This window comes from Lacrimispora sp., from assembly GCF_031982545.1.
Lineage (GTDB): Bacteria > Bacillota > Clostridia > Lachnospirales > Lachnospiraceae > Lacrimispora.
The window spans coordinates 34,746-49,243 of the sequence record NZ_DALYXB010000002.1; the positions used below are offsets into that span (position 1 = coordinate 34,746).

A 14,498-nucleotide genomic window follows, 5' to 3' on the forward strand; every position below is an offset into this window, starting at 1 on the left:
GACGAATGCCGCGTATATTTTTAGTGGAAGACGATAAGGCAATCGCTAAAAACCTAATCCTTTTGCTGAGTTCGGAAGGATTTACAGTCAACCATGCTTCTACCCAGGGTGAGGCTCTTGCCGCACTTTCACAGAATAAATCTGATCTGGCGCTCATTGATATTTCACTGCCTGATGGAAATGGATTTATTGTATGTACACAAATCAGGGAAACCCTTCATATACCCGTAATCTTTCTGACAGCCTGCCAGGATGAGGCCAGTGTGGTTACGGGGCTCAATATCGGTGCAGATGACTATATCACAAAACCGTTTCGCCCCCGTGAATTAATCGCACGGATCAGAACTGCCCTGCGTAAAAGCGGGCGTACCGGATCTGAGTTTGAGATTGGAGGACTCCATGTGGATACGGCCAGTGGTATTGTAAGAAAAAACGGCATGGAAATTTTTCTGTCTGCTTTGGAATACCGTCTGCTGCTGGTGTTTTTAAACAATCCAAAAAATATCATTACAAGGGGTATGCTGTTAGACGAATTGTGGGACGCTGCGGGGGAGTATGTCAATGACAATACACTGACTGTATACATCAAACGATTGCGGCTGAAGATCGGGGACGATCCGGCTAACCCACAGATTATTACCACTGTCCGTGGGACAGGATATCGATTGGGGGGCGGCAATGCTTCGGAATAAGGAGTTTCGGCAGTTTGCCATATTGTTCTCTGTCATGGCGGGCATCACAGTGATTCTGGGATTTGTGATCAGTACTGGGGCAGGAGTTCTTGCAGCCTCTTCTTCTGCTGCCTTTGGTACTGTATTTTTTGCATTTACAAAAACCAGATACAAAAATATTGCCCGCATTTCCAATGAGATCGACCTGCTCCTTCATAATGCGGATCATCTCTATATTGGAGAATTGGACGAAGGGGAGCTTTCCATACTGCACAGTGAAATAGGTAAAATGACGCTGCGCATCCGGGAGCAGAATGAGGCATTAAAAAAAGAAAAGAAACATCTTGCAGATTCACTGGCAGATATTGCCCACCAGCTGAAAACCCCTCTTACATCCATAAATCTCATTCTGTCACTGCTTGAAAATAACCCGGAGGAAGATCAGAGAAAGCTGCTGCTTCGTGAAATGGAAGAATTGCTTGTACGGATGGACTGGCTCATTACCACCCTGTTAAAATTATCCCGTTTGGATGCAGGTATCATAGTATTTCACCATGATCCTATCGACGTAAACTCTTTAATCCATGCTTCAGTACACCCTTTTCTCATTCAGATGGAACTGCATCAGATTGATTTGCAAATCAATGCAACAGGAGGGCTCATCATCTATGGGGATTTTAACTGGCTTTTGCAAGCGCTGCAAAACATCTTAAAGAATTGTTTAGAAAGTACTGGCGAAACAGGGAAACTTGAGATTAACGGTACAGACACTCCGCTCTTTACCGATATTGTAATCCATGACAGCGGGAACGGCTTTAAAGAAGAAGATTTACCTTGCATTTTCGATCGGTTTTATCAGGGAAAAAACCAGAACGCCGGCGGATACGGGATCGGTCTTTCTCTCTGCCAGATGATTATAACCGGACACGGAGGAACCGTTACCGCTAAAAACCATCCCCAGGGAGGCGCTGTTTTCATCATACGTTTTCCAAAGTGACGAATCTCTCACCAAAAAGTCACTGGGGTGTAAGCAGAAAGTTCTATTCTATGGGTAAGCCATAGGAAAGGAGACTCACAGAATGGAGTTCTTAAAAATCGAAAATCTCTGCAAGGTCTACGGGAAAGGTGACAGTCAGGTTACCGCACTGGACCATGTTTCTCTTACAATTGAAAAAGGGGGATTTACAGCTATTATCGGCTCCTCCGGTTCCGGTAAATCCACATTGCTTCATATCATAGGGGGGGTGGATGTACCCACAAGCGGTAAGATATATTTAGATGGACAGGATGTATACGCCCAGAACAATGAAAAACTGGCTATTTTCCGCAGGCGACAGGTAGGACTGATTTATCAGTTTCATAACCTGATTCCTACTCTCAATGTGGTGGAGAACATTACACTGCCTGTCCTGATGGACAAACGTCCTGTCAATGAGGAGCGGCTCGATGACCTTCTTCATATGCTTGGACTATGGGATCGCAAAAACCATTTGCCCAATCAGCTGTCCGGCGGGCAGCAGCAGCGGGTTTCCATCGGACGCGCCCTGATGAATGCCCCGGCTGTCATGCTTGCCGACGAACCCACCGGCAGCCTGGACAGCCGCAATGGGCATGAAATCATAAAACTGCTGAAAGAAAGCAATAAAAAGTATGGGCAGACATTGATACTTGTCACACATGACGAAAATATTGCATTGCAGGCAGACCGAATTATCGGGATATCTGATGGCAAGGTAACACGGGATCAAAGGGTGGTGCAGCCATGAATATATTAAATAAAGCCACTCTGCAAAGCATGAAAAAGAACCGCACCAGAACGATTGTTACGATTATCGGAGTTGTTTTATCCACTGCCATGATTACGGGAGTCGCCGCCTTTGGCACTTCTCTGCTCCATTTTCTCATAAGAGGTTCCATTGTAAAATACGGAAACTGGCACGTTGAATTTTCGGATGTAGATTCTTCTTTCATTGAGGAACGGGCTGACGATAAAGAAATTACCGGCATTGCAGCAGTTGAAAATATCGGTTACGCTGTACTGAAAGGAGCAAAGAGCCCGGAAAAGCCCTATGTTTTTATTGCAGGATTTAGTGACGAAGCATTTCAAATGTTACCCATAAACCTGATCTCCGGCAGGCTTCCCGAAAACAGCGGGGAGGTTCTCGTCCCGGCACACGTTGCAGAAAAAGGAGGTGTCCGGTTCCGAGTTGGGGATACAGTTTCGCTTGAAATCGGAGACCGTGTGGATGGAAGCAGGAATCTCAGTCAACACACCCCCTATCATTCAGGAACTGCGGGAGAATCCCTGGTGACAAAGTCAAAGAAAACCTATCAGGTTGTGGGAATCTGCCAACGTCCGGGGTTTGAAGAGCATTCCGCTCCGGGATACACCCTGATTACGAAAGCGGACGAAAAATTGAGCACAGACAGATACAGCCTGTTTGTTACACTGAAAAACCCACGCCAGGTGGAAGCCTATGTAAGCGACAAAGCTGGAAAACAGGATTACTTATTGAATGATTATATTCTGCGTTTCATGGGCATATCGGAAAACCGGCTGATCAACACACTTCTATATACAGTCGGAGGAATTCTGGTGGCTATTATAATGACTGGATCGGTTCTTCTTATCTATAACTCGTTTAACATTTCCCTGAATGAACGTACGCGTCAGTTTGGGATTTTCGCGTCGGTAGGGGCGACTGGAAAACAGCTTCGAAATTCGGTTCTGTTTGAAGGACTTTGCATCGGTGCTATTGGTATTCCCATTGGTATTCTGGCTGGAATTGGCAGTATTGGTTTGATCCTTCCCACTGTTGCAGAGAAATTTAAAAATATTCTTTACATCACCGTACCTTTAACCTTGTGGGTATCTGCTGCTTCAATTGCTGTCTCCGCTGCTGTCAGTTTGGTGACCATCCTGATTTCAGCCTATATTCCAGCCAGAAAAGCGGCAGGCACTTCTGTAATGGAAAATATCCTTCAGACCAACGAGGTGAAAATCCATTCAAAAGATTTAAAAATATCAAAACTATCCCGTCGCATTTACGGATTGGAGGGTACTCTGGCTCTGAAGAATTTTAAGAGGAACAAAAAACGCTATCGCAGCATTGTGCTTTCTCTCGTTCTAAGCGTCGTACTATTCGTATCAGGTAATGCCTTTGGATCAACGCTTAAACGTCTTATACAGCAGCTTGTGGTAAATGTTGATTATGACATTCTGTTTGACGTTCAGGACATGAACGACAGTGAAATGCTCCCTTTTTACAACAAACTAAAGGCTGCAGACGGGGTTTATGAAAGCACATACCAGGTAATCAGCCCTTATTCATGCACCATCAGAGCTGGTGATCTTTCGGATCAGTACCGTCAATTTAAAGGCTATACAAATCCGGATGAAATGGTTCATATTCCATTGGATCTTCAGTTTATTACTGACAGCGAATATCTGGACTTTATTCACCAATCAGGTTTATCCGAAGAAGAATATACCGGACCAGACGGGAAAATGATCGCCATTGCAAAACAACGGAATATCAGAACAAACCAACCGGATGAAGTGTTTAATCTGTTTGCAAACCGTTCCATAATCCTTCCTGTCGCTCCCAGAATAGAGGGTACCCCACTGGCAGAACAGAATATGGATATAGACACTACATTTGTTGATACTTACCCCATTGATCCGCCACCGAAACAATCATCTCAGTCTCAAAATGATCTCAGTGTTTTTATGGTGATAGCACCCTATTCACTCAAAGAAAAATTCAAAATTACAGATCGTCCTGTAACCGTAGGCATGAACTTTCAGTCGAAAAATCCTACCCAGTCAGCGGCTGAAATGGAATCAATTATACAAAGTGAGGGAATTACGTCCCAATACCATTTATACAATGCATATGAAATACTTGAGCAATTTCACAGCCTTACATTTGTTACGGATGTATTCACCTATGTTTTTGTCATTATGATTTCACTGATAGCGATCGCCAATGTGTTCAACACCATTTCCACAAATATCAGACTGCGCAGGCGGGAACTGGCCATGCTGCGCTCAATCGGAATGTCAGAGAGGGCTTTTAATAAAATGATGGTATTTGAGTGCATCTTTTATGGTATGCGGGCACTTTTACTGGGACTTCCAATAGCCGGAATCCTATCCTGGCTGATTTACAAAGGATTTGTAATCGCAGAACGGACGGAGAATTTTAAATTTATATTTCCTATAAGCAGTATGATAATCAGCGCGTTTAGTGTACTCTTTATCGTGTTCATTACTATGTTATACGCCATTGGGAGGATTAAAAAAGAGAATATTATTGATGCACTTCGAAATGATATGACTTAATAGATTATATCAGGATACCCTCTGTTGACCGCTTGGAGAGGCTATTGATTGTTAGTACGTTAGATGGTATTCTATATATGAAGTTTATTAATCATAGTAATAGGAGGGAAATGGTATGGAATGTAGTATTCGCAAGTGGAAAACAGAGGATTCAGCAGCCCTCGCAGCAGTTTTGAATAACAAAAAAATTCTTGATAATCTAAGAGATTTGCCATTTCCATACACGGAAAAAGATGCTGAGGATTTCATTCATGCAACGCTCCAGGCTGATGAAACTAAAACCTATGTCTTTGCAATCACAGTTGAAGATAATCCAATTGGAAGTATCGGGGTGTACCGCAAAGATAATATCCACAGTCAAACTGCGGAACTGGGCTATTATATTGCAGAGAGTTTTTGGGGACGAGGAGTTGGAACCAGCGCGATTAAGCAAACCTGTAAATACATTTTTGAACATACCGATATAATACGGATTTTTGCAGAGCCCTTTGCCTACAATACTGCCTCCTGCCAAATTCTTGAAAAAAACGGATTTATATGTGAAGGCGTGCTTAGAAGCAATGCTGTTAAAAACGGGCAGATTATTGACATGAAAATGTATTCTCTAATCAGGCCCTGATTACAGGTTGTTTTCATATTAAAAAATCAGGGAGTGTTGCAAAACTGCAGCACTCCCTCTGTTTCTGTTCTATCAGATCAATCATTAATTCATAAGCTTTTTACAGCTTCTCTTTTAAATATCTCCATAAACTCCTCTCCGGAAATGGTTTCTCGTTCCAACAGATATTCAGCTATTTCATGAAGCTTGTTCAGATTGCTTTTTAGTATCTCATAAGCCTTCTGGTGCTGCTGCCGTACAATTCCAATCACTGCTTCATCAATCCTCTTTGCAGTATCCGGAGAACAGGCAAGAGATGTGTCACCGCCCAGATATTGGTTGGTTACTGTCTCAAGTGCTACCATATCAAATTCATCGGTCATACCATAACGGGTAACCATCGCCCTGGCTATTCTTGTTGCCTGTTCAATATCGTTGGACGCACCGCTTGTAACTGTCTGGAAAATCAGTTCCTCTGCTGCCCTTCCTCCGGTAAATGTGGCAATTTTATTAAGCGCTGCTTCCTTTGTCAGCAGATGGCGTTCTTCTTCATCCACCTGCATGGTATATCCAAGAGCTCCTGAAGTTCTGGGAATAATAGTAATCTTATGAACAGGTGCAGAGTGGGTCTGGGACGCAGCAACCAGGGCATGCCCTACTTCGTGGTAAGCTATGATCTTCTTCTCTTCCACATTGACGGAGGCATCCTTCTTCTGATATCCGGCAATCACCACTTCCACACTTTCTTCTAAATCGATCTGAGTCACAGTTTTTCTTCCCATGCGCACGGCTCTTAATGCAGCTTCATTAATCATATTGGCCAGTTCCGCTCCGCTCGCGCCTGAGGTTGCAAGAGCAATTGCGTGAAAATCCACATCATCAGACAGCTTTACATTTTTTCCATGTACCTTTAAAATGGCTTCACGACCATTTAAATCCGGTAATTCTACCGGGATCCGGCGGTCAAAACGGCCTGGACGTAACAGTGCTTTATCTAAGGAATCCGGGCGGTTGGTAGCTGCCAGAATCACAACTCCTTTTTTACCGTCAAATCCATCCATTTCAGCCAAAAGCTGATTTAAGGTCTGTTCTCTCTCATCGTTGCCAGAGAATCCACCGCCGTCACGCTTCTTTCCAATGGTATCAATCTCATCAATAAATACGATACAGGGAGCCTTTTCATTGGCCTGTTTAAATAAATCCCTGACTTTCGCAGCACCCATACCTACGAACATCTCCACAAACTCAGAACCGGATATGGAGAAAAACGGAACATGGGCTTCCCCTGCCACCGCTTTGGCAAGAAGGGTCTTACCAGTACCGGGAGGTCCCACAAGCAGGGCTCCTTTTGGAAGTGAAGCTCCGATGGAAGCATATTTACCTGGATTATGAAGAAAATCTACAATCTCCTTTAACGCGTCCTTGGCTTCTTCCTGTCCCGCTACATCCGTGAAATTCTTTCCAGTTTCAGATTCTGCATAAATCTTCGGATTGGACTTACCAAATGACATGGTATTTCCACCCATCTTCTTCTGCATCTGACCGGATAAAAAATTACCCAGAAATACAAAAATCAGAATGGGAACAATCCAGGTTAAGAGAATGGAAATCAACGGCGACATCTGCTGAACAATAGTTTTTTCAAACTCAACATTATGGGAAATCAGCCGTTCTGTCAAAGTCTCATCCGGCCAGATACCTGTCTTGTAAACAGCGTAGACCGGTTTTCCTTCCCAGTCCTTCTTTCCTGTATCAGATTTAAACTGAATCTCCGTTTCCGTTTTGGCAACTGCCTGAATCTTGCCCTGATCCACCATCTCTAAAAAGGTACTGTAGGGAACCTCCGTCACTGCCTTTGACTGAAGCCACGGTACCGCCATGGCATTGAATATAATCATCAGGACCAATACAATCATGTAATAATAAATAAATGGCTTTTTATGGTTCTTTCCAGAACCCCCATCATCTTTTAATCCCATCTCGCTCCTCCTTTTTCCTTTGAATCCGGTTTAACACCGATTCCGTAAATACACCTGCCTGATCTAAATCTTCTTTATTGGGGTGGAGCATGGCATCTTCATAGGCTAAAATCATCTCCCTGATCTGGGGAGTATTAAGCTGAGCCTGCTTCTGCCTGCATTTCTCCAGTACTTTTGGTCCCATCTTACCTCCGCATAAATAGCAGCCAAGGTATTCATTATCTTCCGGCAGAAAAACAGAAACCTGATTTTCCACCTGCTTTAAATATTCTTTATTTTCAAATATTCCGCAGGTACCAAACAAAGCGATCTGTTTGCCATGGAGGTCGGAGAGGAAATCAATTACTTCTGTTGTACAAATTCCCCTGTTGTTCCAGAATCCTACAAAATACGTATCTGCTTCTTCTCCATGGTATTCCTCCAGATTAACAATATCCTTCGATTTACCCGGAAGCGCTTCGAATATCTTCATGGCTACCTTCTGAGTATTTCCGGTTTTACTTGTATACACAACTAAATAGTCCATATATTTCGCCTCCTCTACCAATAAAATATACCAAATCAAAACATTTATCAATAGATTCGAGTAAATGTTAATACAATTTATGGTTCTTTTAGAATTTATACTTCTTCTTTTATAACAATAAAAAAAGAGGATGGTACAGATAAATTTCTGCAACATCCTCCAAGCATTTCTCTTTATAAATTTGCCGCCGCTTCTTTCATAATTCTTTTCGTCTCTTCGATATCTTCCTGGGTATGAGCTGCTGACAAAAACAGAATCTCAAACTGGGAAGGAGCTGTGTAGATACCATGTTCAAGGAGATAGTGAAAATACTTTGCATACATCCGGGTATCCGATTTTAAAGCTGACTCATAATCCACCACTGGGTGCTCAGCAAAAAATACACTGAATAAGGAACCTGCCTGGTTCACCTGTGCGCCTGGGAGAACCTCCTTTAAAGTCTGCACCAGGGTATCCGCTTTTTTCTCCAGGGAGGAATAGATATCCGTCCTGTCCATCAGGGCTTTTATTGTTGCAATTCCGGCCGCAGTTGCAATGGGGTTCCCGGATAATGTTCCGGCCTGATAAACTTTCCCAAGAGGCGATACAACTTCCATGATTTCCCTGCGTCCGCCGTAAACGCCCATGGGCATGCCGCCTCCCGCAATCTTACCAAGAGTGGTCAGATCCGGTTTCACCTTATAATATTCCTGAGCACCTCCAAGCGCCATGCGAAAGCCTGTGATTACCTCATCAAAGATCAGCAAAGCTCCATATCTGGTTGTAATGTCTCTTAAAAATTCAAGGAAACTTAGGTTTGGAGCCACCAATCCCATATTGGCTGCCACAGGTTCTACCACAATCGCTGCAATCTCTCCGGGATACTGGCGAAACAGTTCTTCCACTGTACCTTCCTGATTGTAACCGGCTAACAGCGTGTGTCTCGTATAGGATTCAGGCACACCGGCACTGTCCGGTGCGCTGCCTGTCAGAGCTCCGGAACCCGCCTTTACTAAAAGACCATCAGAATGTCCATGATAGCAGCCCTTAAATTTAATGATTTTGTCTCTTCCTGTGAACCCTCTTGCTGCGCGGATGGCACTCATGACAGCTTCCGTTCCGGAGCTGACCATTCGCATCATTTCCATGGAGGGAATACATTCTGTAATCAGTTTTCCAAGTTCCAGCTCTCTTCTCGTAGGCGCGCCATAGGATAAGCCGGAAAGGCATGCCTCTCTTACCGCTTCTACCACTGGCTGATATGCATGTCCCAGAATACAGGGTCCCCAGGAGTTCACATAATCAATGTATTCATTCCCATCCTCATCATAAATACGGGATCCTTCCGCTTTTTTTATAAAAACGGGAACTCCCCCCACAGAGCCAAACGCTCTTACTGGGCTGTTAACTCCGCCTGGGAAATAGTTTCCGGATTCTTCAAACAGTTTCTTTGACTCTTCTGTGTTCATTATAATTTACTCCTTTTCTTTACACCAGTCCTGGCAAATGATTTCTGCCAGCCCTGATACGCTGTAAACCGGTGCAATTAAATCAGCTTCTCTTCCATACCGGGAAAGTGCCCTTGCTGTGATATCACCGATGCAGACTACCTTCAAACAGGAAAGCAAACCGAGGATTTTCTCTCTTTCCCCCTGAAAAAATGCATCTACGCCGGAAGCACTGGCAAAAGTCAGATAATGAAGCGGAGGCAATACGTTCTCCAGTCCATCTTGTTCCCTTTTTTTCAACGCCACATCATATAAAACAATATCATCGTAACAGATCCCAGCTTCGTCAAGAACCCGGTTCAGTTCCAGCGACCCGCCTGATGACCTGGGTATGAGCAGCCGGTCTTCTTTTGACAGCAGGTTTTTTAATCCATTTGCAAGATCTGTTACCTGATAGCGGTCAGGAATATAATCGGCATGAAAGCCAAACTTAACCAGTTCATTTTCCGTACCTTTCCCCACCACTGCAAATCTTATGGCTCCAAGTGAGCGCAAATCATAACCGCCTTCGAAAAGCCCGGTGAAAAATTCTCTTACTGCATTGGCGCTGGTAAATATGAGCCAGGAGTAGGTTTTTAGCCTTTGATATGCTTCATTCATGGCTTCCCCTAAACGATAGGAGTCTATGGATAAAGTCAATACACTGTCTGTCATTCCTCCAAGCTCTGCAAGCTCCTGGCGAAGTCTGCCGGTAAAGGATTCGGTTCCGGTAATACCAATCCTGCAGCCCTTCAGGGGCAGATTCAGGGTAGAAGAAAAATCCAGGGCGGCCACATCCCCTGCCACAATGATGGCAGGACTTTTAATCTCCGCCTGTTTTGCTCTGCTCTCAATATCGTTTAAAGTTCCACGGATTATTCTCTGCTCCGGAAGGGTTCCGTTTTCTATCACAGCTGCCGGTGTATCTTCCGGCTTTCCATTTTTAATCAGACCATTGACAATCAGGGAAAGATTGGAAAGTCCCATTAAAAAAACCAGTGTTCCAGAGAGTTTGGCAAAGGAATCAAAATCAGGCGGAAGTGTTCCATTCTCAGAGAGAGTATGTCCTGTCATTACATGAAAGCTGCGGCTCACCGCCCTGTGAGTCACAGGAATTCCTGCCATGGAAAGCGCTGCCACCGCAGAGGTCACACCAGGTACTACTTCAAAGGGGATTCCTGCCTGCGAAAGTGTCAGAATCTCTTCTCCTCCCCGTCCAAATACAAAGGGATCTCCTCCTTTTAAACGAACCACATTTAAACCTTCCTCTGCTAACTCCACTAAGAGCCGGTTAATCTCTTCCTGCTTCATGGAATGGGCTCCTGCCCGCTTTCCTACATAGATCTTTCTGCAATGGTCCGGTACCTCATCGAGGAAATAATCCGAAGCAAGGGAGTCATAAACCAGTGCATCGCAGCTGCCAAGCCGCTTCCATCCTTTTTGGGTGATGAGACCGGGATCGCCCGGCCCCGCACCGACTAAGTATACCACTCCATTTTTCTTCATGACATTCTCCATTTTCAATTAAAGTCTCTTTGCGGCTTCTTCCGCCAGGCTGTCCAGTTCCTCTGTTTTACCCTTAAGATGGATTCTTTTTATCTGACTGTCTCTGCTTCTGATACCAAAGACCTCAAACTGTCCTTCCTCAATACGGGAGTAGATTCCCACCGGCTCATGGCATCCTGCATTTAACAGCTTTAATATCTTTCGCTCCAGTGTCAGGCATAGCCTTGCTTCTTTATTTTCAATTGGCCATATCTCCGGCCAGTTTTCCATTCCAATTCTTCCTTCTACCGCCAGAATTCCCTGTCCTCCGGCGGGAATCATGGTCTCACAGTCGAAGTAATGATAATCAAAGGCTGGATCTGACTGAATATTCAGGCGGTTTAACCCTGCTGCTGCAAGGATGATTCCATCAAAGTCCCCATCAGCCAGCCGTTTTAAACGTGTCTGCACATTCCCTCTTAAATTCTCGCACCGGACCGGAATTTCTTTCCATAAGGTACTTCCGATCTCTTCGATCTGTATCCTTCTTCTTAAGCTGGAAGTACCAATCACAATCTCTTCCCTTTTATTTAAGTCACTGCCTTTTAAGGTTATGAGTACATCTCTTGGATCCTCACGCGCCGGGACTGCCACAATTCCAAGACCTTCTTTTAAATCCATTGGAAGATCCTTTGCACTATGGACAGCCAAATCAATCTCTCCCCGTAAAAGCGCATCTTCAAACTCTGTTACAAACACTCCTTTTCCGCCAAACTCCAAAAGCGGCTTATTGAGAATCCGGTCTCCTTCTGTCTGCCTTTTCGTCAGCTGCACGGTAAGTCCGGGAGTAACCTTTATTAAAGCATCGGCGACCAGCTGGGTCTGTGCGACAGCAAGTGCACTTTTTCTGGTTCCAATTCGTATTGTATCAATCTTCATGTTCCCCAAGTTTCCTTTCTATCAGCTCTATGGCCTGTTCTCTGGTAAATACTCCGCCCTGCCTGATTCCTTCTTTTACCATGATTTTAAAGATCTCAGTCCGAACCGGAAGGGAAGGGACCCTTTCCTTTACCAGTTCCCGGTAGGTACCAAGCTGGCCAGCCAGCATGCCAAATCCCTTGGGAATCGCTTCTTTAAACCGTTTTTTTAAATACTGGGCAATGGTGGGAGAACTGCCTCCTGTGGATATTCCCACAACAATATCCTCTTCTTTAATCAGTGCGGGAAATATAAAACTGCATTCTTCCTGTACATCCACCACATTCACCGGAATCTTCTGCTGTCGGCAGATGACAGATATGTGCCTGTTCAGTTCTTCGTCTGATGTTGCTGCAATCACAAAATCAGCCTTTCCAATATCCTTATCTTCAAAGCCCCGCCTGATGAGAGTCATGGTCTTGTCACATCCGGCGGCAAGCTGTTCCATCTCAGGAATCATCTCTAAACCAACCACCGTAATTTCAGGCCCAAAGTCCTTTAACACAAGTGCTTTTCTGTAAGCCACCATTCCACCGCCTGCAATGAGGCACGTTTTCCCTTCAAGCTCTACAAAAAACGGAAAATAAGCCATTGTCACTCCTCTCTCATCCAGTCCTTTAACCCATCTAAAGTGCGAAGCACAACCTTTAAGTCCTCACTGGTAACATGATCCCGAATGCGATATAAAAGGGTGTCCAGCCTCTTACCGGACAACGCTTCTTTTAATTCATCCATTTGGGAAATATAAGGATGAAACAAAATTTCCTTTAATGCCCCGTCCAGTTCTTCTTCCATAATCTCTCTGGCACAGTCCAGTTCTTTCAGCTTAATCTGGGTGTTGTTCTTTGATAGTGTTTCAAAATAGTCAATATCATATAATGTAAGTCCAGGATATTCCCTGATCTCAGGGTCCATATCAACGGGTACGGCTACATCAATAAAAAGCCTCTTTTTCTCCGAATTCGCACATTTTTCCAGTTCTTCTCTGGTTATGGTATAGTGAGGTCCTAAAGTTGCACTGATCACCACATCCATATCATTCATATATTGGTAGCGTTCTTTGTAATCCACTTCCCTGATCCGGTCGCTGTCCACTTTCAGCAGCAGGTCCAAGGAGTGGGTTCTGACCGTTCCTGTCACACGGATACCGGGCTTACTCAGCAGATTCTTGGTTATGGTTCCCCCCATTTTCCCTGTCATTCCGATGACCATAACATCTTTATACTCTCCCTCATTGTTAAAATGAAATACTTCATTTGCCACAAGAGTTGCGATGGAAAGAGGGGTTCTGGATAGTCTGGTATCTGTTTTAATCCGCTTTGCTGCAGCCATCGCTTTCTGAAACAACACATTCAGCTCATAATCCGCAGCCCCTGATTCTCTGGAATACTGATAAGCCTCCCGAACCTGTCCCAGAATCTCATCTTCCCCTAAAACCATGGAATCGAAACCACAGGCAACCTTAAATAAATGCCGGATCGCACTCTCTTCAGTATAGACATTTAAATATTTAATTAATTCCCCCAGACGCACTCCCTTTAAATCGGCAGCCTCCCGCTGGAGTTCCCCAATGGCATACTTTGATCCCGAAACATAAATTTCACTGCGGTTGCAGGTGCAAAGCACAACCACCCCTGTTATGGAGTCCTTATTCATCAGTCTGTTTATTAATTCAGCCTTTTCTTTTGTACTGAAGGCTAACTTTTCTCTGATATTTACCGGAGCCTTTTTGTGGCTCACACTCATACAATACATGTTTTTTCCAGCTTTCTTCTCTAAACCTCGTAATCAAAACCACGTTCCTATTCTACCACAACCCCAAACGCAGGGCAATGGAGTGTTAAAACTCCGATTGCATTTTTTCAGATGCCAGGTATAATAAGAGAAATACTTTTTAATAGGAGGAAATGCTGATGCACATAAGAACAGTCACACCGGAAGACTCTGATCTCCTGGTAAAAATGTTAAAACAGCTGGATACAGAAACCAGTTTCATGATGTATGAACCTGGAGAACGGACTGCTACAGCTGATGATATGAAGCATAGAATTGAGCAGTGGGAGCGAAACGGATCCCTTTTTCTATTGCTGGAAAACGAAGGGGAATTAGTCGGTTTTATTTCTGCTTTAAGGGGAGAGCCAAGAAGGATTCGCCACAGTGCCTATCTGGTTATTGGTATTTTAAAGGACTACAGAGGTAACGGATACGGAGCAATGCTCTTTCAGAAAATGGAACAGTGGGCAAGAGAAAAAGGCATTACCAGACTGGAACTGACCGTCATGACCGAGAATGAACAGGCACGCCATTTGTATGAGAAAATGGGATTTTTCATCGAAGGGAAGAAAGAGCGTTCCATGATTGTAGATGGCATAGCAGTTGATGAATATTATATGGCAAAACTTTTGTAATAAAATATCCCCCTGATTGGAAAAACGCAGAAGAAAAAGCGA

At 44.1% G+C, this 14,498-nt stretch carries 13 protein-coding genes; 6 read left to right on the top strand and 7 right to left on the bottom strand.

Features of this window, described 5'->3' with window-relative positions; all coding sequences use genetic code 11:
* Positions 1-5 precede the first annotated feature (5 nt).
* From ABS301_RS03660 to ABS301_RS03680, 5 genes are all read left to right on the top strand, one after another.
* The gene (locus tag ABS301_RS03660) at positions 6-692 is read left to right on the top strand and encodes a response regulator (protein ID WP_349670930.1); all 687 of its coding nucleotides are present in this window, start codon (positions 6-8) and stop codon (positions 690-692) included.
* Positions 679-1,668 (top strand): sensor histidine kinase, encoded by a 990-nt coding sequence (locus ABS301_RS03665; protein ID WP_349670931.1) that lies wholly within the window; start codon positions 679-681, stop codon positions 1,666-1,668. Before ABS301_RS03660 ends, ABS301_RS03665 begins: the two co-directional genes overlap by 14 nt.
* Positions 1,669-1,750: 82 nt before the next feature.
* Positions 1,751-2,437: an ABC transporter ATP-binding protein gene (locus ABS301_RS03670; protein WP_349670932.1), complete on the top strand. Its 687-nt coding sequence runs from the start codon at positions 1,751-1,753 to the stop codon at positions 2,435-2,437.
* Entirely contained in the window at positions 2,434-5,016 is a 2,583-nt protein-coding gene (locus tag ABS301_RS03675) for an ABC transporter permease (protein ID WP_349670933.1), read from the top strand. The genes ABS301_RS03670 and ABS301_RS03675 overlap by 4 nt, the downstream gene beginning before the upstream one ends.
* Before the next feature lie 115 nt (positions 5,017-5,131).
* Entirely contained in the window at positions 5,132-5,635 is a 504-nt protein-coding gene (locus tag ABS301_RS03680) for a GNAT family N-acetyltransferase (RefSeq protein ID WP_349670934.1), read from the top strand.
* 89 nt (positions 5,636-5,724) lie between these two features.
* Here ABS301_RS03680 and ftsH read toward each other — a convergent pair whose 3' ends face one another.
* From ftsH to hemA, 7 genes are all read right to left on the bottom strand, one after another.
* Entirely contained in the window at positions 5,725-7,593 is a 1,869-nt protein-coding gene (gene ftsH / locus ABS301_RS03685) for an ATP-dependent zinc metalloprotease FtsH (protein WP_349670935.1), read from the bottom strand.
* A complete protein-coding gene (locus ABS301_RS03690; RefSeq protein WP_349670936.1) occupies positions 7,577-8,119 on the bottom strand; it encodes a flavodoxin family protein in 543 nt (180 codons plus the stop codon). The genes ftsH and ABS301_RS03690 overlap by 17 nt, the downstream gene beginning before the upstream one ends.
* A gap of 173 nt (positions 8,120-8,292) precedes the next feature.
* Positions 8,293-9,567: a glutamate-1-semialdehyde 2,1-aminomutase gene (gene hemL, locus ABS301_RS03695; protein WP_349670937.1), complete on the bottom strand. Its 1,275-nt coding sequence runs from the start codon at positions 9,565-9,567 to the stop codon at positions 8,293-8,295.
* A 6-nt stretch (positions 9,568-9,573) separates the two neighbouring features.
* Complete coding sequence (gene cobA / locus ABS301_RS03700) at positions 9,574-11,091, bottom strand: uroporphyrinogen-III C-methyltransferase (RefSeq protein WP_349670938.1); 1,518 nt, start codon at positions 11,089-11,091, stop codon at positions 9,574-9,576.
* Positions 11,092-11,109: 18 nt separating this feature from the next.
* Positions 11,110-12,009 (bottom strand): hydroxymethylbilane synthase, encoded by a 900-nt coding sequence (gene hemC / locus ABS301_RS03705; protein ID WP_349670939.1) that lies wholly within the window; start codon positions 12,007-12,009, stop codon positions 11,110-11,112.
* A complete protein-coding gene (locus ABS301_RS03710) occupies positions 11,999-12,640 on the bottom strand; it encodes a precorrin-2 dehydrogenase/sirohydrochlorin ferrochelatase family protein (protein ID WP_349670940.1) in 642 nt (213 codons plus the stop codon). The genes hemC and ABS301_RS03710 overlap by 11 nt, the downstream gene beginning before the upstream one ends.
* 2 nt (positions 12,641-12,642) lie before the next feature.
* A complete protein-coding gene (gene hemA, locus ABS301_RS03715) occupies positions 12,643-13,803 on the bottom strand; it encodes a glutamyl-tRNA reductase (RefSeq protein ID WP_349670941.1) in 1,161 nt (386 codons plus the stop codon).
* A gap of 158 nt (positions 13,804-13,961) precedes the next feature.
* Here hemA and ABS301_RS03720 point away from each other — a divergent pair, with 158 nt between their 5' ends.
* The gene (locus tag ABS301_RS03720) at positions 13,962-14,456 is read left to right on the top strand and encodes a GNAT family N-acetyltransferase (protein ID WP_349670942.1); all 495 of its coding nucleotides are present in this window, start codon (positions 13,962-13,964) and stop codon (positions 14,454-14,456) included.
* Positions 14,457-14,498 lie beyond the last annotated feature (42 nt).